The sequence below is a fragment of the Pseudonocardia sp. ICBG601 genome, assembly GCF_020496245.1.
In genome coordinates this window covers 2,182,927-2,202,763 of sequence record NZ_JAHLJA010000148.1, presented here as the reverse complement: position 1 = coordinate 2,202,763, position 19,837 = coordinate 2,182,927, and the positions used below count along the sequence as shown (strand labels likewise).

The following is a 19,837-nucleotide window of genomic DNA, read 5'->3' as shown; positions in this document are numbered from 1 at the left end:
CATGCTCAGTGACCTCTGACACAGATCCCCGGACCGGACCCGACGCGGCTGCGGGTGGCCCTGCCAGACTGCGCCGCATGGCTGGCTCCCCGCTGCTCCAGAACCTCTCCGGCACCGCCCGCACCGCCTACGAGCTGGGCAGCGGCACCGCCCGTGCCGCCGTGGCCCTGACCCGCTCGGGAGTCGTCCGACCGCTCGGCCCCGGGAAGCTGTACGGGATGGGCCGGGCCCTGGTGCGCTACGGCAACAGCATCACCGCCGCGTTCGCCGTCGGGGCGGCCCGCCACCCGTACCGGCTCGCCGTCGTCGACGACGACGGGGTCACCACCTACGCCGAGCTGGAGGCCCGCACCGACAGCCTCGCGCTGGCGCTGCTCGACTCCGGCGCCGGGCCGGGCGCCCCGGTCGGGGTGCTGTGCCGCAACGCCCGCGCGCCGATCGAGGCGATGGTCGCGGCGGGCAAGGCGGGCGCCGACGTCGTGCTGGTCAACACCGGGCTCTCGGCCGAGCAGATGCGCGGGGTGCAGGAGCAGCAGCAGCTGCACACCCTCGTCGCCGACCCGGACTTCCTCGACATCGTCCCGGACGGGCCGCGCGTCGTGCTGACCCGCACCCCGGACGGGCCGCGCCCCGCGGGCGACCGCGCGCTCGACGACCTCGACGCGATGGTCGAGCGCGGCGGGCCGGGCGAGCTGCCGTTCAAGCCGGAGCCGTCCAAGCAGATCGTGCTGACCTCCGGGACCACCGGGACGCCGAAGGGCGCCAAGCGGCCGCACCCGTCGACCCTCGCCCCGGCGGCGTCGATCCTGTCGGCGATCCCGCTGCGCGCCGGTGAGCCGACGCACATCGCCGCGCCGCTGTTCCACACCTGGGGCAACGCCGGGCTGCTGCTCGCCTCGCTGCACGGCGCGACCGTCGTGCTGCGCCGCAGGTTCACCCCCGAGGGGTTCCTCGACGCCGTGCGCGAGCGCCGGTGCACGACGGTGTTCGCGGTGCCGGTGATGCTCCAGCGGGTCCTGGAGTCCGAGACCGAGGGCTGGGGCGACGACGAGGGCCCGCGGATCGTGGCCGTCTCCGGGTCGGCGCTGCCCGGCGGGCAGGCCAACCGGTTCATGGACCGCTTCGGCGACTGCCTCTACAACCTCTACGGCTCCACCGAGGTCTCGTGGGTCTCGATCGCCGGACCGGAGGACCTGCGCGACGCCCCCGGCACCGCGGGCCGCGCCCCGGCCGGCACCACCCTGGTCATCCTCGACGACGACGACCGGCCCGCCGCGGCAGGCGTCGACGGCCGGGTGTTCGTGGGCAACGACCTGCCGTTCGAGGGCTACACCGGCGGCGAGGACGGCCTGGAGGAGCGCGACGGGCTGCTCGGGACCGGCGACGTCGGACACCTCGACGAGCAGGGACGGCTGTTCCTCACCGGCCGCGCCGACGACATGATCGTCTCGGGCGGGGAGAACCTGCACCCCGGCCCGGTCGAGGAGCTCGTCTCGGGGATGGACGGGGTGCGCGAGGCCTGCGTGCTCGGGGTGGACGACGACGAGTACGGCCAGCGGTTCGCCGCCTGGGTGGTGCTGGAGCCGGGTGCCGACGTCACCGCGGACGCGATCCGCAGCCGGGTGAAGTCCGACCTGGAGAAGTTCGCCGCCCCACGGGACGTGCACTTCCTGGACGAGCTGCCGCGCAACCAGACCGGGAAGGTGCTGCGGGCCGAACTACCCGGCCGGGGGTGACCCGTCCGAGGGGCCCGACTTGAAGTTAGGCGACCCTTCCCTACACTGGCCCGATGACGGACCCGCCGGCCACCGACGCGTCGCGCGGCCCCACCCCGCGGGCGACGGCCGGCTGTGCGGGTCTCAGCGAGGCCGCGGGCGAGCCCCAGACCGGGACCGCTCCCCACGTGCGACGGCTGGTGGCCGTCGAGCACGTCGGCGCGTGGCCGCGGGCCGTCGCCGACCATCCCGACCCCGCGGTCGCCGCACTGTGGGCACGGCTCCGCGCCGACGACGTGACGCTGCTGCTGATCCGGCGCACCGGACGGGCGGGCAGGTGTGCCGCCGACGACGCCCGCACCGTGTACGTCGCCGACCTCGCGCCGGGCGCCTCACTGTCCTGGTCACGCACCGTCCGTAGCACCGACGACCTGGCCGGGATCGACCTCGACCCGGCCGCCGGCACTCCGGTCACCGACCCGGTGATGCTCGTGTGCGCACACGGTCGGCGCGACGTGTGCTGTGCCGTCCTCGGCCGCGCGCTGGCCGGGGACCTGGCCGCCGAGGGCGCAGACGTCTGGGAGTGCACCCACCTCGGTGGGCATCGCTTCGCGCCGACCGCGCTGGTGCTGCCGACCGGCTACGCCTACGGCCGTCTCGACACCGGCGCCGCGCTCGCCGCGCTCAAGGCCGCGGCCGGTGGCGGCGTCGACCCGTGGGCCTGCCGTGGACACACCGGCCTGGACCCGGCGCAGCAGCTGGCGGAGCTGGCGGTGCGCGAGCACACCGGGATCGGGGACGCCGGCGCCCTGCTCGTCGACCCCGTCTCCCCCACCGACGGCGGACCCGTGACCGTGACCGTGCGCGCCCGCGACGGTCGGGTGTGGACGGTCCCGGTCCGGGCCGGCGCCGCGCTGCCGGCGCGGCCGCCGTCCTGCGGGGCCGCCCTGGAGCCGGCGGTGCCGATGGTCGCCGGTGTCCCCGTCCTGCGCCGGCGGGTGCGGCGCACCGCGACGCGGGTCCGGTCGGTCGTGCGCGCCCGGGTGAGCACCGCGCGCCACTGACCATCCCGGCGCAGCTCCCGGCCCGGCCCACGATCCGGACCGGCCCGGGCTCGGGGACCGGGCTCAGCCGAACGCGCGTTCCAGGGCGTGGGCCAGGCCGTCGTCGGCGACGGTCGCGGTCGTCTCGTCCGCGTCGGCGTGCACCTGCGGCGGGGCCTGGCCCATCGCGATCCCCCGGCCCGCCCAGCGGAGCATGGCGCGGTCGTTGTCACCGTCGCCGACGGCGAGGACCTCGGACCGGTCGATGCCCAGCCGGTCCGCGACGCGGGCCAGCCCGGACGCCTTCGACACCCCGGCCGGCACCATCGTCACCCACGGCAGCTCGTGGTCCAGCGTCGGCTCGGTGCCCTCGACGTGCAGGTCCGCGGCCCGCGCTGCGGTCTCGGCCGGGCTGTGACCCGGCCAGTACATGATCAGCTTCGGGGTCGGCTCGTCGAGCAGACCGGCCGGGCCGACCTCGCTGACCGTGCCGGCGAGGATCCCGTCCGGGAACGGCGCGGAGATCCGCTGGCCGACACCGACGTGCTCGCAGGCGAACACCGCGCCGGGGAACAGCGCCGTCATCCGCTCCAGCGCGTCGGCGACGACCGCCCGCTCGAACCGGGCCACGGACAGGACGCGCCGGGTGCCGGTGTCCATCTCCACCGCCCCGTTGGACGTGAGGGTGACGCCGCGGCTCAGCCCGATCGCGTCCAGGGCGGGTGCGACCCCGACGACGGTCCGGCCGGTGCAGAGCATGACCTCGGCCCGTGAACCGGCGAGCGCGATCGCGTCGAGCACCCGGCGGGTGGGCGGGCGACGGCCGTGGACGACGGTGCCGTCGATGTCGAGTGCGACGAGCCTGATCACCCGTCCGACCCTAACCGCGGTGATCACCGGTCGGGCAGTCCATGGCGCGGTGGGCGCGCGCTGTGCTCCCCGACCGGTGATCGTGCGGGATCGGGACGGGTCAGCCGGCGGTGCCCTGGGTCGCCTCGCCGCCGCCGGCGACGGACGCACAGGCCGCCTGCGCCTTCTCCCACACCGTGGCGTCGACGCCGGGCGGGGCCTGACCGGTGCCCTGGCCGCCGCCGGCTCCGGCCTGCGGCGCACCGCCGCCCTGTCCGCCCTGCTGGGCGCCGCCCTGGCCGGCCTGTCCGTTCGCGGCCGGGGCGCCGCTCGGCGGGGTCCCGCCGCCGGAGCCGCCGCCGTCCGGCGGGGCCGGGACGCCGTTCTGCTCCAGGCAGGCCATCAGCGCGTCGTCACCGGCGGCCCCGGACTGCGTTCCCGACGACGCCGCACCGGACTGTGCTCCCGACGACGCGGTGTCGGCCGATCCGGTCGAGGCGGCCGAGGTGCCGCAGGCGGCGGACCCCAGCAGGACGACGGCGATGGCGGTCCCGGCGGCGATCCGGCGGCCACGACGCAGCCGTGGGGTGGGTGACCCGTCGGCGTCGAGGACGTCCGTACGGGCGGGGGTGGTCTCGGGGGACATGGGGTGATGACTCCTCTTCCGGTCACGCGGGGCGGGCACGATGCCCGCGGCGCGCGACCGGCACCCACGCTGGTGGTCGTGCCTGTGCGCAGGCTGTGCGCGACATCGGAATCCGCCCTCCGTCCCGGTCTCCGGCGACCGCGACGACGACCGAGACCGCCACGGCCACGGCCACGGCGATAGGCACGGCGATAGGCACCGCGCGGCCGCGCGGCCCGGGGGCGGGTCCGCACAGCTGGTTCACAGGTCGATCACCGGGTCCGCACAGCGGTCGGCGGGAGCGTCGGCCGGGTGACGAGCACCCTGTCCCGGTCCCGACCGGTCCCCGCGCCCGATCCGTCCCCGCCGCCGCGACGGCTGCTCGGCCGGCTGCCGCTGGTCGTCCTGCTGGCCGGGACGGCGGCCCTCTACCTGTGGGGGCTGTCGGCGTCCGGCTGGGGCAACGCGTTCTACGCCGCGGCCGCGCAGGCCGGCGGCGAGAGCTGGTCGGCGTGGTTCTTCGGGGCGTCCGACGCCGCGGGCGGCATCACCGTCGACAAGGCGCCGGGCGCGCTCTGGCCGATCGGGCTGTCGGTCCGGCTGTTCGGGCTGTCGAGCTGGAGCGTGCTGGTCCCGCAGGCGCTGATGGGCGTCGGTGCGGTCGCGCTGCTGCACGCGTCGGTGCGCCGGGTCGCCGGGTCCGGCGCCGGGCTGCTGGCCGGGGCCGCGCTCGCGCTGACCCCGGTCGCGGTGCTGATGTTCCGCTTCGACAATCCGGACGCGATGCTCGTGCTGGTCCTGACCGGCGCCGCGTACGCGCTGACCCGGGCCGTGGAGCGGGGCCGCACCGGCTGGCTGGTGCTCGCCGGCGTGCTCGTCGGCTACGGCTTCCTCACCAAGATGCTGCAGGCGTTCCTGGTGCTGCCGGCGTTCACCGCGGTGTGGCTGCTCGCCGCGCCGGTCGCGTGGTGGCCGCGGATCCGCGGCCTGCTCGCCGCCGCGGCGGCGCTGGTCGTGTCGGCGGGCTGGTGGGTGCTCACCGTCGAGCTGTGGCCGGCGGCGGACCGGCCCTACATCGGCGGGTCGCAGACGAACAGTGTGCTGGAGCTGGTGTTCGGCTACAACGGCGTCGGCCGGCTCACCGGCGACGAGGTCGGCTCCGTCGGCGGCGGCGCGGGCGGGCGGACCGGGGGCTGGGGCGAGACCGGACTGCTGCGGCTGTTCGGGTCGGAGATGGCCCGGGAGGCGTCCTGGCTGCTGCCCGCGGCGCTGCTGCTGCTCGGCGTGCTGCTGGTGCGGACCCGGCGCGCCCCGCGCACCGACCCGACGCGGGCGGCGGCCCTGCTGTGGGGCGGCTGGCTGCTGGTCACCGCTCTGACGTTCAGCCTGATGGCCGGGATCATCCACAGCTACTACACCGTCGCGCTGGCCCCGGCGGTCGCCGCGCTGGTCGGGATCGGCGGCGCGTCGCTGTGGCGCGACCGCGGCTCGCTCGCCGCGCGGCTGTCGCTCGCGGCGGTCGTCGCGGTGACGGCGGTCTGGTCGTTCACGCTGCTGCCCTCGGACTGGCTGGCGTGGTTGCGCTGGACGGTGCTGGTCGTGGGGCTGCTCGCGGCGGCCGCGCTGATCGGGGTGCACCGGATGCCGCGGGTGGTCGCGGTCGGGGTGCTGACCGCGGCGCTGCTCGCCGGTGCAGGCGGTACGGCGGCCTGGGCGGTGGCGACGGCGGGGACCGCGCACAGCGGGGCGATCCCGAGCTCCGGGCCCGAGGGCTACGGCACCGGTCCCGGCGGACGCGGCGGTCCGGGCGGTGGCGGTCCGGGCGGTGGCGGCGGGTCCGGAGGCTTCGGCGGGATGCGCGGCGGCCAGGGCGGTCCCGGTGGCGCACCGGGCGGCGGCACGGCCCGGAGCGGCGCCGCACCGAGCGGTACGACACAGGGCGGCACGACACAGGGCGGCACGACACAGGGCGGCACGACACAGAACGGTGCGGCCCAGAACGGTGCCGCCCAGAACGGTGCCACGCAGGGTGGCGCGCCCCAGAACGGCATCACGCAGAACGGCGCGGCACAGGGCGGTGGTCGCGGCGGGGGTGCCGGCGGGCGCGGCGGTGGCCCGGGCGGCATCCTCAGCGCACCCACGCCGTCGTCGCAGGTCACCGCCCTGATCCAGCAGGACTCCGGCACCTTCACCTGGGCCGCGGCCGCGGTCAGCTCGATGCAGGCCGCGGGCTACCAGCTCGCCGCGGACGCGCCGGTGCTCGCCGTCGGCGGGTTCAACGGGACCGACCCGTACCCGACGCTGCAGCAGTTCCAGGACCTCGTCGCCGAGAAGAGGATCCATTGGTTCGTCGGGTCGTCGGGCACCGGGATGATCTCGACCGACTCCGGTGGCAGCGACGCCGCGGCGCGGATCGCCGAGTGGGTGGAGGCGACGTTCCCGGCGACGACCGTGGACGGCGTCACCCTCTACGACCTGAGCGCGTCGTGACCGGGCCGGCGGCGGGGCGGGAGCTCACAGCGGAGGGGCTCACAGCCGGCGCACAGGTCGATCACACGGCCGCGACAGCGCACGCGCCCAGTGTCGACGGCATGACCACCCTCGTCGCCGGCCCCGAGACCGGCACCGACCCGGCACCCGGCCGACACTCCCGGACGGTGCTCGACATCGTCGTCCCCGTCTACAACGAGGAGGGCGACCTCGAGTCCTCGGTCCGGCGGCTGCACGCCTTCCTGACCTCCGGGTTCCCCTACTCGTTCCGGATCACCATCGCCGACAACGCGAGCACCGACGCCACCCCGGCGATCGCGGCCCGCCTCGCCGGCGAGATCGAGCAGGTCGTCGCGGTGCGGCTGGAGCAGAAGGGCCGCGGCCGGGCGCTGCGCCACGTGTGGAGCGGCTCGGACGCCGACGTCCTCGCCTACTGCGACGTCGACCTCTCCACCGACCTCGGCGCGCTGCTCCCGCTGGTCGCGCCGCTGGTGTCGGGACATTCCGACCTGGCGATCGGGACCCGGCTGGCGCGGACCTCGCGGGTGGTGCGCGGGCGCAAGCGCGAGTTCATCTCGCGCAGCTACAACCTGATCCTGCGCGGCGCGCTGTCCGCCCGGTTCTCCGACGCCCAGTGCGGTTTCAAGGCGATCCGGTCCGACGTCGCGCGGCGGCTGCTGCCGCTGGTCGAGGACACCGGCTGGTTCTTCGACACCGAGCTGCTGGTGCTCGCCGAGCGCGCCGGGCTGCGGATCCACGAGGTCCCGGTGGACTGGGTGGACGACCCGAACTCCAGTGTGGACATCGTGGCGACCGCGACGGCCGACCTCAAGGGCGTGTGGCGGGTCGGGCGGGCGCTCGCGACGGGTGCGCTGCCGATCGCCGACATCCGGGCCCAGCTCGGCCGCGCCCCGCTCGCCCCGGCCCCGGTCCCGGGGGTACCGCGGGCGATGCCGTTCCAGCTGGCCCGGTTCGCCGCGATCGGCGTCGCGTCGACGGTGGCGAACCTGCTGCTGTTCCTCGCCTTCCGCGGGCTGTTCGGTGCGATCACGGCCAACGTCGCCGCGATGCTGATCTGCGCGATCGCCAACACGGCGCTGAACCGTCGGTTCACCTTCGGCGTCCGCGGCCGGGACCGGGCGGTCACCCACCAGTTCCAGGGCCTGGTCGTGTTCGGGCTGGGGCTCGGGCTGACCACCGGTGCGCTCGGCCTGCTGGCGCTGCTCGCGCCGGGGGCGCACCTGGCGGTGGAGGTGGCGGTGATCGTCGTCGCGAACCTGGTCGCGACGGTGCTGCGTTTCGTGCTGTTCCGTTCCTGGGTGTTCCGGGGCGCCTCCGCGCCGGCCACCGCCCCGCTCGAGAAGGCGACCGCTCTGTGACCAGCACCCTCGACCGGGACACCGTCCGGTCCGACACCGCGCCCGCCCCCGCCGGCCGGGGGTGGGCGCGGCCCGCCTCGGTCGCCGCGCTGCTCGCCGGCACCGCGGTGCTCTACCTCTGGAACCTCAGCGCGTCGGGCTGGGCGAACTCCTTCTACGCGGCCGCGGTGCAGGCCGGCGCGAACGACTGGACGGCGTTCTTCTTCGGGTCGCTGGACCCGGCGAACGGGATCACCGTCGACAAGCCGCCGGCGTCGCTGTGGCCGATGGAGCTCGCCGCCCGGATCTTCGGGTTCTCCTCGTGGAGCCTGCTGGTGCCGCAGGCGCTGATGGGCGTCGCCGCCGTAGGGGTGCTCTACGCCGCGGTGCGCCGGGTGTCCGGGCACGGCGCCGGGCTGCTGGCCGGGGCGCTGCTCGCGCTGACCCCGGTCGCGGCGCTGATGTTCCGGTTCGACAACCCCGACGCGATGCTGACCCTGCTGATGGTCGTCGCGGCGTACCTGGTGGTGCGGGGGCTGCAGGACGGCCGGACGCGCTGGATCGCCGGGGCCGGTCTCGTCCTCGGCCTGGCGTTCCTGACCAAGTCGCTGCAGGCGTTCCTGGTGCTGCCGGGGATGGCGCTGGCCTGGGCGTGGGCCGCGCCCGGCCGGCCGTGGCGACGGGTGTGGCAGCTGCTGGTGGGGGGCGCCGGGCTCGTCGTCGGGGCGGGGTGGTGGCTGCTCGCCGTCGCGCTGTGGCCGGTGGACGCTCGGCCGTACATCGGCGGGTCCGGGGACAACACCCCGCTCGGCCTGGCGTTCGGCTACAACGGGCTGGGCCGCATCACCGGCAGCGAGGGCGGCAGGGGCGGCGGGGGCATGCCGGGCGGCGGTGCCCCCGGTGGAGCCGGCGACGCCGCGGGCGGCGGCATGCCCACAGGCAGCGGCATGCCCACGGGTGGCGGCATGCCCACCGGCGACAGCATGCCCACCGGCGGCGGGATGTCCACGGCCGGCGGCATGAGCGGTATGGGCGGCGGCGGTATGGGCGGCGGGCCCGGGGGCGGCGGGTTCGGTGGGCAGTCCGGGCTGCTGCGGATGTTCGAGTCGTCGTTCGGCACCCAGATCTCGTGGCTGCTGCCGGCCGCGCTGCTGCTGTTCGTGGCCGCGCTGGTCGTGCGCGGACGCCGGTCGCGCACCGACGCCGTCCGCGGGTCGCTGCTGCTCTGGGGCGGCTGGACCCTGGTGACGGCGCTCGTGCTGTCGTTCATGGAGGGGATCGTCCACCCGTACTACTCGGTGGCACTCGCCCCCGGGATCGCCGCGCTGATCGCGATCGGCGGGCGCGAGGTGCTGGGCGAGCGGGACCGGTGGTGGGCTCGCGGAGTGCTCGCCGCCGCGACCGCGGGCACCGCGGTGTGGGCGTTCACGATGCTCGGCTGGTCGCCGGAGTTCCTGCCGTGGCTGCGGTGGGCGGTGCTGGTGGTCGGCGTGCTCGCCGGGGTCGCCCTGCTCCTGCCGGGCCGAGGACGCCGGAGGCTCGCCGTGGTGCTCGGGGTGGCCGTCCTGAGCGGGGTGGCGGCCCCGGCCGCCTACGCCGTGCAGACCGCCGCGACGACGCACGCCGGGTCGATCCCGACCGCGGGCCCGTCGGTCGCCGGTGGCGACGGCGGTGGTGGTCCGGGCGGGCGGGGCGGCCGGTTCCGCGACGGCGACCGGGCCGCTGCCACCTCGGGCGGCGACGCCGCGGGCGCCGGAGCGACGGGTCGGCCGGGCGCCGGCGGACAGAACGCCTCCGGGCAGAACGGCATGGCCGGACAGAACGGTGCGGCCGGACAGGGCGGCGCGGCCGGGCAGCAGGGCGGCGGGCGTGGTGGTCCGGGCGAGGGACGTGCGAGCGCCCAGGTCGCGGCGCTGCTCCGCGACGCCGGACCGGCCCGCTGGGCCGCGGCCACGATCGGTTCGCAGAGTGCGGCGTCGCTGATGCTCGCGGCCGGTGGCGACACCGCCGTGCTGGCGATCGGCGGCTGGTCGGGCAGCGACGAGTACCCGACTCTCGCGCAGTTCCAGCAGTACGTGCACGACGGCGAGATCCGCTACCTCGTGAGCGGTTCGGGTGGCGGCCCCGGCGGCGACCGCGGGGTCGGCGCCGAGATCACCACCTGGGTCACCGAGCACTACACGGCGACGACCGTCGACGGCACGACCGTCTACGACCTGTCCGCCCCGTCCCGCTGAGCCCGGCCCGAGCCCCCGTCGAGTGGCACGTCAGGTACCCGGCACCCTCCTGCCGAGGTACCTGACGTGCCACTCGGCGGGGTAGCTCGGTCTCTCCTCCGGCCACGGTCGCGCATCGCCCGGCGTGCTCGGGTGCTGCGCGCACGACCGTTCGGCAGAGTGGGGTCATGACCGCCACCGGCCCCCGCACGACCGGCGAACCCGGCCCCACCGGGGCAGCGCTGCCGCTGCCGCTGCGCCCGCCCGCGAACCGGGTCGACCCGCGCGCGATCTGGTGGTGGCGGCTGTCCGCGCTCCCGCTGCCGGTCCTGCTGCTGGTCGCGCAGGGTGTCGGCGCCTACCTGCTGCCGGCCCGCCCGTGGCACCCGCTGCTCGCCGTCGCGGCGGGGCTCACGGTGCTGTGGCTGCTGGTCGGGACGCTCGTCGTGCCGTCGCTGCGCTACCGGCTGCACCGCTGGGAGGTGACCGACGACGCCGTCTACCACCGCTCGGGCTGGCTGGTGCGCGAGTGGCGGATCGCGCCGATCCCGCGGGTGCAGACCGTCGACACCGAGCACGGCCCGCTGCAGCAGGCGCTGCGCCTGGCCACGGTCACGGTCACGACGGCGTCGGCGCGTGGACCGGTCCGGATCGCCGGGCTCGACGCCGAGGTGGCGAGCGAGCTGGCCCGCCGGCTCACCGAGACCACCGGCCGGTACGCCGGGGACGCGACGTGAGCGGACCCGGCCACACCGGGCACCGGGGACGCGACGTGAGCGAACCCGGCCACACCGGGCACCGGGACGAGCCTGCCGACCGGTACCGCGGCGGCCCCCCGCCGGCGCACGACCACCCCGCCGACCGGTACCGCAGCGAGCCCGCGCCCGCGCCCGACCACCCCGTCGCCGGGGCCGACCCCGGATCCGGCGGGTTCTCCGAGTCCCCCTGGCGGCGGCTGCCGGGCCGGATGCTGCTCGTCGCGCCGGGCACCGCGCTGCTGAGGCTCGCGCCCGCCCTGGTCGTGCTCGTCCTGTTCGGTGCGGGCAGCGGACACCGTGCCCAGGTGTGGATCGCGGGTGCGGCCGTCGTGCTCGCCGTCGCGGCGGGCGTCGTCCGCTGGCGCACGACCCGGTACCGGATCACCGACGAACGCGTCGAGCTCCACAGCGGACTGCTGAACCGACAGCGCCGCTCGGTACCACGGGACCGGATCCGCACCGTCGACCTGACGACTCCGTTGCTGCACCGGATGGTCGGGGTCTCGGTGGTGAAGGTCGGCTCCGGACAGGGCGGCCGGGACTCCGGCCTGGACCTCGACGCCGTCACCACCGACGAGGCCGAACGGCTGCGCCGCGAGCTGCTCGCCCGTCCCGGCCCGGCACACGGACGGGCCGGAGCCGATAACGGGACCCCCGAGAACGAGACAGCCGAGAACGGAACCGACGGGGACGCACGCGTTCCGGTCGGTCCGTCGGATCCCGCCGAACCCGGGGGCGAGCGGCTCGACCGGATCGACTGGTCCTCGCTGCGCTACGCCCCGCTGACGGTCAGCTCGCTGGCCGCGATCGGCGCGCTGGCCGGCGCCGGCTGGAACCTGCTGAACGAGACCGGCCTCGACCCGCGCTCGCTGCCCGGCGCGGACGCCGTCGCCGGGGAGCTGTCGGCCGCACCGGTCTGGGCGACGGTGCTCGTCGCGGTCGGGCTCCTGCTGCTGGTCATGGTCGCCGGCAGCATCGTGCTGTTCGTGGAGCGCTGGTGGGACTACCGGCTCAGCCGCGAGCCCGACGGCACGCTGCGGGTGCGACGCGGCCTGCTGACCAAGCGGTCGCTGTCGGTGTCCGAGCAGCGGCTGCGCGGGGTGACGGTGTCCGAGCCGCTGCTGGTGCGGGCCCTGGGCGGCGGCGCCCAGGCCGGGGCGCTGACCGTCGGGCTGGCCGGGGAGGACAAGGACTCCGGCGGCGGCGCCCTCGGCCCGCCGGTGCGCCGCGCGCACGCCCACGCCGTCGCCGCGACGGCCGCACGCGCGACCGGCCCGGTCACCGACGGCCCGCTGCGGGCGCACCCGGCGCGGGCCCGGACCCGGCGGCTGGTCCGCGCGGTCGGTCCGGCGCTCGTCCCCGCCGCGGTGCTCGGGGTGCTCGCCTGGTTCGACGCCGCGGTGTGGCCGGTCGTGGTGGGTGTGGCACTGGTGATGCTGGCCGTGCCGCTCGCGCTGGACCGTTACCGCGCCCTGGGCCACCGGCTCGACGAGCGCTACCTCGTCGCCCGGCACGGGTCGCTGCTGCGCACCACGACCGCGCTGCGCCGCGACGGCGTCATCGGCTGGCGGGTGCGGCAGAGCCTGTTCCAGCGCCGCGCCGGGGTGCTGACGCTGGAGGCGACCACCGCCGCGGGCGGCGGCGCGGTGCAGGTGCTGGACCTGAACCCCGCCGACGCCGTCGCGCTGATGGCCGCGGTGACCCCGGACGCGGTCGCCCCGTTCCGGGCCTGACCCGGGGGTCAGCGACGCCGGCGGGTCCCGAACAGGCTGCGGGTGATCTCGCGGGTCACCGTGTTCGTGAGCTGGCGGCCGGTCGGCGACTGCAGGAAGTCCCCGATCTTGGAGAGGAACCCGCCGCCCGGCGAGTCCTGCGGCGGAGGCGGGGGCGGCGGGGCCTGGCCCGGCTCCGGGGCGGGTGCCGGGGGCGCCTCGACCGGCGTCGCCTCGCCGCCCGGCCCGGCCGCGATGCTCGCAGTGAGCTTCTCGTAGGCGGACTCGCGGTCCACCATCTGTCCGTACTTCGCCTGCAGCGGTGAGGCGGCGGCGTCGGCGCGGACGTCGTCGACCGGCAGGGCGGCCATCAGCGAGCGCGGGGCCCGCAGCCGGGTCCAGGCGACCGGGGTGGGCGCGCCGCGCTCGGACAGCACCGTGACGACCGCCTCACCGGTGCCCAGCGAGGTCAGCGCCGACTCCAGGTCGTAGACGTCGGACTTCGGGTAGGTCCGCACCGTGCGCGACAGCGCCTTCTGGTCGTCCGGGGTGAAGGCCCGCAGCGCGTGCTGGATCCGCGCGCCCAGCTGGGACAGCACCTCGTTCGGCACGTCGGTGGGCAGCTGGGTGCAGAAGAACACGCCGACGCCCTTGGACCGGATGAGCTTGACGGTCTGCTCGATGCGGTCGAGGAACGCCTTGGAGGCGTCGGTGAACAGCAGGTGCGCCTCGTCGAAGAAGAACACCAGCTTGGGCCGGTCGAGGTCGCCCGCCTCGGGCAGCTCCTCGTACAGCTCGGCGAGCAGCCACATCAGGAACGTGGAGAACAGCACCGGGTTCGCGGCGCGTTCGGCCAGCTCCAGCAGGGTGACGACGCCCTTCCCGTCGATCTGACGCATCAGGTCCGCGGGGTCGAACTCGGGCTCGCCGAAGAACTCCTCGCCGCCCTGGGCCTCCAGGTTGACCAGCGCGCGCAGGATGACCCCGGCCGTCGCCGGGGAGACCCCGCCGATGCCCTTGAGGTCGGCCTTGCCCTGGTCGGAGGTGAGGTGCTGGATGACCGCGCGCAGGTCCTTGGTGTCGAGCAGCGGCAGCCCGCGCTGGTCGGCCCAGTGGAAGATCAGGCCGAGGGTGGACTCCTGGGTGGCGTTGAGGCCGAGCACCTTCGCCAGCAGGATCGGGCCGAACTGGGTCAGCGTCGCCCGCACCGGGACGGCGACGCCGCCGTCGCCCAGCGACAGGAACTGCACCGGGTACGCGGTCGGGACCCAGTCGTCGCCGGTGTCGGTCGCGCGGGCGGTGACCTTGTCGTCCGGCTCGCCCGCACGGGCCATGCCGGACAGGTCGCCCTTGACGTCGGCGAGCAGGACCGGGACCCCGGCGTCGGACAGCTGCCCGGCCAGTGCCTGCAGGGTCTTGGTCTTGCCGGTGCCGGTCGCCCCGGCCACCAGGCCGTGCCGGTTCAGCGTCGCGAGCGGGATCCGGACCCGTGCCTGCGGGTCGCACACCCCGTCGACCAGGACGGTGCCGAGCTCCAGCGCGGCCCCGTCGGTGGCGTATCCGGCGGCGATGGTGCGAGCAGGTGTGTCGTCAGCCACGGCGCGAGCCTAGGGCACTCCCCCGACGGTGACGGGCGAGGCTCGCACCCGTCGCACCGATGTCACCTAGGCTGTGGCGATGACCGATCGGCTGGTGTGGATCGACTGCGAGATGACCGGGCTGGATCTGGGCTCCGACGCCCTGATCGAGATCGCGGCACTGGTCACCGACGGCGACCTCAACATCCTCGGCGAGGGCGTCGACGTGGTGATCGCCTGTGACGACGCGAAGCTCGACGCGATGCCCGACGTCGTGCGCGACATGCACGCCCGGTCCGGGCTGACCGAGGAGGTCCGGCGCGCGACGGTCACGATCGAGCAGGCCGAGAAGATGGTGCTCGACTACGTCCGCACCCACGTCCCGGACGCCCGCTCCGCGCCGCTGGCGGGCAACTCGATCGCGACCGACCGCGGCTTCATCGCCCGGGACATGACCGAGCTCGACGGGTACCTGCACTACCGGATGATCGACGTCAGCTCGGTGAAGGAGCTGGCGCGGCGCTGGTTCCCGCGGGTGTTCTACGCGAAGCCGGAGAAGGGCCTCGCGCACCGCGCGCTCGCCGACATCCGCGAGTCGATCCGCGAGCTGGCCTACTACCGGCAGGCGCTGTTCGTGGCCCCGCCCGGTCCGACGACCGAGCAGGCGCAGGCCGCGGCGGCCGCGGTCGCGCACGTCGCGGCACCCCCGGAGGGCGGTACGACCCCCGCCTGACACCCCCCGGAGCGGGCGGGCTACAGTAGTCCAGCGCTTCCGGGAGTGCCCGGGAGAACGCATGGTGGGTGTAGCTCAGTTGGTAGAGCACCTGGTTGTGGTCCAGGGGGCCGCGGGTTCAAGTCCCGTCACTCACCCGGTCGCCGCCTCGGCGATCGATCCCACCGCACGTCCGGGATCGATCCTCCGTGCGTGGGCGAGGCACGACAACTCCACACGCGCCGTTAGCTCAATTGGCAGAGCAGCTGGCTCTTAACCAGCGGGTTCGGGGTTCGAGTCCCTGACGGCGCACGCAGTACCACAACTGAACACATGCGCCGTTAGCTCAATTGGCAGAGCAGCTGGCTCTTAACCAGCGGGTTCGGGGTTCAAGTCCCTGACGGCGCACCATCACGACGGCCGCCCTCCACACGGAGGGCGGCCGTCGTCGTCGTGGGGCACGGTCCACGGTTTTCTAGCGAGGCTTAGAAACGGTCGTTATGCTCGCCGCGTGACCGACCCCGCACCCCCGCCCTCCCCCGGCCCCCGCCCGTGGGTCCTCGTCGCCGGAGGGTCCGGTGGGATCGGCGCCGCCGTCTGCACCGCGCTCGCCGACGACGGCTGGGACGTCGCCCTCACCTACCGAGCGAACGCCGGCCGCGCCGAGGAGACGGCGGCGGCCGTGGCCGCGCGCGGCGCGCGCGTCCGGACCGAGGCGCTCGACCTGCGCGACGCCGGGGCGACCGGCGCGCTGGTCGACACCCTCGCCCGGGAGCACGGGCTGGCGGGCGTCGTCTACGCGGCGGGCCCGCACATCCACATGGACTACGTCGCGAACACCTCCCCGGAGCGGATGCGCGACCAGCTCCACGACGACACCCTCGCCTGCTACACGCTGCTGCAGGCGTCGCTCGCGGCGCTGCGGGAGACCTCGGGCGCGATCGTCGCCGTGTCGACGCCTGCGGTCGTCCGCTACCCGAAACGCGACCTGCTCTCCTCCGCCCCCAAGGCGGCCGTCGAGGCGATCGTGCGCGGGATCGCCGCCGAGGAGGGGCGCTACGGGGTGCGGGCGAACTGCGTCGGGCCGGGCCTGATCGAGGCCGGGATGTGGCACGACCTGAACGAGCGCGGCGACTACACCGAGCGCGCCCTGGAGATCGCCCGCTCGAACATCGCGCTGCCGCGGCTCGGGACGGCCGAGGACGTCGCGCACGCCGTGGCGTTCCTGCTCTCGGCCCGGGCGGGCTGGGTCACCGGCCAGACCCTGTACGTCGACGGCGGGTACAGCGTGTGATCCGGGCGACCCCGCGGACCGTCACGATGACGGCCGGCGACGACGAGCTCCGGACCGCGCTGGAGTCGGCGAACCTCCCGACGCTGCTGCTCGTGCTGGAGCGCTTCACCGGCGACCCGCGCTGGCTGGCCGACCCGTACCGGCCGAGCCGGACCAAGGGCCTCGACGACAACGACGACGGCGGGTTCCCCCCGGAGGTCCGCGACCGGATCCGGGAGGCCGCGTTCACGGTGCTGACCGAGTGGCGCGACGGCCGGCGCGCACTGCCGGAGCCACCGCCGGACTCCGCGATCACCGGGCTGCTGAGCGTCTCCCTGGGCGAGACCGTCCCGCCCGAGTACGGCCCGGGCATGGCCGCGGAGGCCGGCTTCCACCCGCGCCCGGAGGTCCGCTGGACCGCGGGACGCCCGGCGGCGGCGGACCGGATGCACGTGCTGGTGGTCGGGGCGGGGCCGTCCGGGGTGGCGACGGCCGCGACGCTGCGGGAGCTCGGCATCCCCCACACCGTCGTCGAGCGGGGCGGCGACGTCGGCGGGGTCTGGGCGCAGAACGACTACCCCGGCGCCGGGGTCGACACCCCGACCCACCTCTACAGCTACTCGTTCCTGCCCCGGCCCGGCTGGACGCGGTACTACGCGAAGCAGCCCGAGATCCTCGGCTACTTCCGGCACGCCGCCGACGAGCTCGGGATCCGCCCGACGGTCCGGTTCCACACCACGGTCACCGACGCGGAGTGGGACGAGGCGGCCGCCCGGTGGGACGTCACGCTGCGCGGACCGGACGGCACGACCGACCGCATGCGGGTCACCGCGGTCATCAGCTGCGTCGGCGTGCTCACCGAGCCGTCGGTCCCGGACCTGCCCGGGGCGGACACCTTCGCGGGCCCGCTGTTCCACTCCTCCCGCTGGGACCACGCGCTCGACCTCACCGGCAGGCGGGTCGCGGTCATCGGGACCGGGGCGACCTCGCAGCAGATCGTCCCGGCGATCGCCGACGCCGCGGGCCGGGTGCTGGTCTTCCAGCGCACGCCGCAGTGGGTCGCCCCGAACCCCAACTACCGCCGCGAGGTGCCCGAGGGCGCCCGGCTGCTGCTGGAGCAGGTCCCCTACTACGGCGCCTTCTACCGGATCCGGCTGGTCTGGCAGTTCCAGGACAAGCTGCTCGCCACCCTGCACCGGGACCCGGGGTGGGAGCACCCCGAGCGGTCGGTCAACGCCGCCAACGACCGGCACCGGGCCTTCTTCACCCGGCACCTCGAGGCGGAGCTCGGCGACCGCACGGACCTGCGGGACAAGGTCCTGCCGGACTACCCGCCGTACGGCAAGCGGATCCTGATGGACAACGGCTGGTTCCGCACCCTCCTGCGCGACGACGTCGAGCTCGTCACCGACGCGGTGACCGGCTTCGACGCCCACCACGTCCACACCGCGGACGGCGGGCGGCACGAGGCCGACGTCGTCGTCCTGGCCACCGGCTTCCGGACCAGCGCCATGCTGGCCTCGATGCGCGTCCGGGGCCGGTCCGGGGCGACCCTGCGCGACCACTGGGGCGACGACGACGCCCGCGCCCACCTCGGGACGACGGTGCCGGACTTCCCGAACCTCTTCCTCGTCGGCGGGCCCAACACCTTCCTCGGCCACGGCGGCAGCACGATCCACGTCACCGAGTGCTCGGTCGCCTACATCGCCCAGCTGCTGGTCCGGATGGTCGAGGACGGGATCGCGGCGCTGGAGGTGCGGGAGGACATGACCGCCGCCTACAACGCCGAGATCGACGCCGCGCACGAGGGCCTCGTCTGGACCCATCCCGGCACCACCAACTGGTTCCGCAACCGGGCGGGCCGGGTGGTCGCGCTGAGCCCGTTCCGCGGCGTCGACTTCTGGGCGCGGACGCGGACACCCGACCTCGCCGACTTCCACCTCACCCCGGCGGAGCCGGACCCCGCGGCGGGGTGAGACCGGTCGCCGTCGCGGGCCGGGCGCCGCGGGGCGGTCTATCGTCGACCCCGGTTCGTTAGCTCCGGACAAGGAGATGCCGTGGGGAACGACGTCGTCGTACCTGCCGGGCCCGCCGGACGCCGGCACCGGCTGCTGATCCTGGCCGTGCTGTGCACGAGCATCCTCGTCGTCTCCATGGACGTCACGATCATCAACGTGGCGCTGCCCGCGCTCGTCGCGGACCTGCACGCCTCGATCACCGAGCTGCAGTGGACCGTCGACGCCTACACCGTCGTCCTGGCCTGCTTCCTGATGCTGGCCGGTGCGACGGCCGACCGGGTCGGGCGCCGCCGCATCTTCCAGACCGGGCTCGTCCTGTTCGGGATCGGGTCGCTGCTGTGCAGCCTGGCCCCGACGGTCGGCTGGCTGATCGGGGCGCGGGTGGTGCAGGCCCTCGGCGGCGCGATGCTCAACCCGGTCGCGATGTCGATCATCACCAACGTCTTCACCGACGTCCGGGAGCGGGCCCGCGCGATCGGCGTGTGGGGCGCGATGGTCGGCATCTCGCTGGGCGTCGGCCCGGTGCTCGGCGGGCTGCTCGTGGACACCGTCGGCTGGCGGGCGATCTTCTGGGTGAACATCCCCGTCGTGCTGGCGGCCTGGGTCCTGACGGCCCGGCTCGTCCCGGAGTCGCGGGCCGCCCGTCCGCGGCGGGCCGACCCGGTGGGGCAGCTCCTCGTGGTGGCGCTGCTCGGGTCGACGGTGGCGGCGGTGATCGAGGGCCCGCGGCTGGGCTGGTCGTCGGCGGGGGTGCTCGGGCTGGCGGCGCTGGCCGTCGTCGCGCTGGTCTGTCTGGTCGTCTGGGAGCGGCGCCACCCCGAACCGCTGGTGGAGCTGCGGTTCTTCCGGAGCGCCCCGTTCACCTCGGCGACGGTGATCGCGGTCTGCGCGTTCGCCGCGTTCGGCTCGCTGCTGTTCCTGTCCGCGCTCTACCTGCAGGACGTCCGCGGGCTCGGTGCGCTGCAGGCCGGGCTGACCCTGCTGCCGGCCGCCGTCGCCACCACGGTGGTCGCGCCGCTGTCCGGGCGGATGGTCGCCGCCCGCGGGGCACGCCTGCCGCTGGTGCTGGGCGGCAGCGCGATGGTGCTGGTCGCGCTCACCTTCTCCCAGCTCTCCCCGACGACGCCGCTGTGGCTGATCCTGCTCGCGCACGGGGTGTTCGGCTGCGGGTTCGCCCTGCTCAACCCGCCGATCACGAACACCGCGGTGAACGGGATGCCGCCGGAGCGGGCCGGGGTCGCCGCCGCGGTGGCCTCGACGAGCAGGCAGGCCGGGCAGTCGTTCGGCGTCGCGGTCAGCGGGACCGTGGTCGCCACCGCGGCGAGCACCGCCGCCGGGGTCGCGACGGCGTGGGCGGTCGTGACGCCGCTGACCGTGGCGGTCGTGGTGCTCGGCGTGCTGGGGACGACGGCGCGGGCCCGTGCCTCGGCGGCACGGGTCGCGGCGCTGTTCCCCGCGGCCCCGTCCCCCGCCCGCGCGTCCTGAGCGGGG

General features: G+C 75.4%; 14 protein-coding genes and 3 tRNA genes. 14 read left to right on the top strand and 3 right to left on the bottom strand.

Features of this window, described 5'->3' with window-relative positions; genetic code table 11:
- The first annotated feature begins 77 nt into the window (after positions 1 to 77).
- Together KPL57_RS39890 and KPL57_RS39885 are read left to right on the top strand one after the other, a co-directional pair.
- Positions 78 to 1,736: an AMP-binding protein gene (locus tag KPL57_RS39890; protein ID WP_226355638.1), complete on the top strand. Its 1,659-nt coding sequence runs from the start codon at positions 78 to 80 to the stop codon at positions 1,734 to 1,736.
- 53 nt (positions 1,737 to 1,789) lie between these two features.
- Entirely contained in the window at positions 1,790 to 2,779 is a 990-nt protein-coding gene (locus tag KPL57_RS39885; RefSeq protein ID WP_226355637.1) for a sucrase ferredoxin, read from the top strand.
- A gap of 63 nt (positions 2,780 to 2,842) precedes the next feature.
- Here the strand turns inward: KPL57_RS39885 and KPL57_RS70675 are convergent, their stop codons facing one another.
- Together KPL57_RS70675 and KPL57_RS39875 are read right to left on the bottom strand one after the other, a co-directional pair.
- A complete protein-coding gene (locus tag KPL57_RS70675) occupies positions 2,843 to 3,628 on the bottom strand; it encodes an HAD family hydrolase (RefSeq protein ID WP_226355636.1) in 786 nt (261 codons plus the stop codon).
- A gap of 100 nt (positions 3,629 to 3,728) precedes the next feature.
- The gene (locus tag KPL57_RS39875) at positions 3,729 to 4,253 is read right to left on the bottom strand and encodes a hypothetical protein (protein ID WP_226355635.1); all 525 of its coding nucleotides are present in this window, start codon (positions 4,251 to 4,253) and stop codon (positions 3,729 to 3,731) included.
- Between the two features lie 291 nt (positions 4,254 to 4,544).
- Between KPL57_RS39875 and KPL57_RS39870 the strand changes: the two genes are divergently transcribed.
- The 5 genes from KPL57_RS39870 (at position 4,545) to KPL57_RS39850 (ending at position 12,787) form a co-directional block, all read left to right on the top strand.
- Positions 4,545 to 6,722, top strand: a complete 2,178-nt coding sequence (locus KPL57_RS39870) for a glycosyltransferase family 39 protein (RefSeq protein WP_374203835.1) — start codon at positions 4,545 to 4,547, stop codon at positions 6,720 to 6,722.
- Between the two features lie 101 nt (positions 6,723 to 6,823).
- The gene (locus KPL57_RS39865) at positions 6,824 to 8,101 is read left to right on the top strand and encodes a bifunctional glycosyltransferase family 2/GtrA family protein (protein ID WP_226355634.1); all 1,278 of its coding nucleotides are present in this window, start codon (positions 6,824 to 6,826) and stop codon (positions 8,099 to 8,101) included.
- Positions 8,098 to 10,317 (top strand): glycosyltransferase family 39 protein, encoded by a 2,220-nt coding sequence (locus tag KPL57_RS39860; RefSeq protein ID WP_226355633.1) that lies wholly within the window; start codon positions 8,098 to 8,100, stop codon positions 10,315 to 10,317. Before KPL57_RS39865 ends, KPL57_RS39860 begins: the two co-directional genes overlap by 4 nt.
- Positions 10,318 to 10,484: 167 nt before the next feature.
- Complete coding sequence (locus tag KPL57_RS39855; protein ID WP_226355632.1) at positions 10,485 to 11,033, top strand: PH domain-containing protein; 549 nt, start codon at positions 10,485 to 10,487, stop codon at positions 11,031 to 11,033.
- A 35-nt stretch (positions 11,034 to 11,068) separates the two neighbouring features.
- Positions 11,069 to 12,787, top strand: a complete 1,719-nt coding sequence (locus KPL57_RS39850) for a PH domain-containing protein (protein WP_226355631.1) — start codon at positions 11,069 to 11,071, stop codon at positions 12,785 to 12,787.
- An 8-nt stretch (positions 12,788 to 12,795) separates the two neighbouring features.
- On the opposite strand, the gene KPL57_RS39845 is transcribed toward KPL57_RS39850, so the two are convergent.
- Positions 12,796 to 14,364, bottom strand: coding sequence for a helicase HerA-like domain-containing protein (locus tag KPL57_RS39845; RefSeq protein WP_226355630.1), 1,569 nt, complete (start codon positions 14,362 to 14,364; stop codon positions 12,796 to 12,798).
- A 79-nt stretch (positions 14,365 to 14,443) separates the two neighbouring features.
- Between KPL57_RS39845 and orn the strand changes: the two genes are divergently transcribed.
- The 7 genes from orn (at position 14,444) to KPL57_RS39810 (ending at position 19,831) form a co-directional block, all read left to right on the top strand.
- The gene (gene orn / locus KPL57_RS39840; protein WP_208821361.1) at positions 14,444 to 15,076 is read left to right on the top strand and encodes an oligoribonuclease; all 633 of its coding nucleotides are present in this window, start codon (positions 14,444 to 14,446) and stop codon (positions 15,074 to 15,076) included.
- Positions 15,077 to 15,140: 64 nt separating this feature from the next.
- Positions 15,141 to 15,213, top strand: a tRNA-His gene (locus KPL57_RS39835).
- A gap of 81 nt (positions 15,214 to 15,294) precedes the next feature.
- Positions 15,295 to 15,367, top strand: a tRNA-Lys gene (locus KPL57_RS39830).
- Between the two features lie 23 nt (positions 15,368 to 15,390).
- A tRNA-Lys gene (locus KPL57_RS39825) sits at positions 15,391 to 15,466 on the top strand.
- A gap of 100 nt (positions 15,467 to 15,566) precedes the next feature.
- Positions 15,567 to 16,349, top strand: a complete 783-nt coding sequence (locus tag KPL57_RS39820; protein WP_226355629.1) for an SDR family NAD(P)-dependent oxidoreductase — start codon at positions 15,567 to 15,569, stop codon at positions 16,347 to 16,349.
- 26 nt (positions 16,350 to 16,375) lie between these two features.
- The gene (locus KPL57_RS39815) at positions 16,376 to 18,304 is read left to right on the top strand and encodes an NAD(P)/FAD-dependent oxidoreductase (protein ID WP_226355628.1); all 1,929 of its coding nucleotides are present in this window, start codon (positions 16,376 to 16,378) and stop codon (positions 18,302 to 18,304) included.
- An 81-nt stretch (positions 18,305 to 18,385) separates the two neighbouring features.
- Positions 18,386 to 19,831 (top strand): MFS transporter, encoded by a 1,446-nt coding sequence (locus tag KPL57_RS39810; protein ID WP_226355627.1) that lies wholly within the window; start codon positions 18,386 to 18,388, stop codon positions 19,829 to 19,831.
- The last annotated feature ends 6 nt before the right edge of the window (positions 19,832 to 19,837 follow it).

Excerpts from the sequence above, each read along its gene's own strand:
- KPL57_RS39890 (WP_226355638.1), top strand. The coding sequence starts at position 78 with ATGGCTGGCTCCCCGCTGCTCCAGAACCTCTCCGGCACCGCCCGCACC.
- KPL57_RS39885 (WP_226355637.1), top strand. The coding sequence starts at position 1,790 with ATGACGGACCCGCCGGCCACCGACGCGTCGCGCGGCCCCACCCCGCGG.
- KPL57_RS39875 (WP_226355635.1), bottom strand. The coding sequence starts at position 4,253 with ATGTCCCCCGAGACCACCCCCGCCCGTACGGACGTCCTCGACGCCGAC.
- KPL57_RS39865 (WP_226355634.1), top strand. The coding sequence starts at position 6,824 with ATGACCACCCTCGTCGCCGGCCCCGAGACCGGCACCGACCCGGCACCC.
- KPL57_RS39855 (WP_226355632.1), top strand. The coding sequence starts at position 10,485 with ATGACCGCCACCGGCCCCCGCACGACCGGCGAACCCGGCCCCACCGGG.
- orn (WP_208821361.1), top strand. The coding sequence starts at position 14,444 with ATGACCGATCGGCTGGTGTGGATCGACTGCGAGATGACCGGGCTGGAT.
- KPL57_RS39815 (WP_226355628.1), top strand. The coding sequence starts at position 16,376 with ATGACGGCCGGCGACGACGAGCTCCGGACCGCGCTGGAGTCGGCGAAC.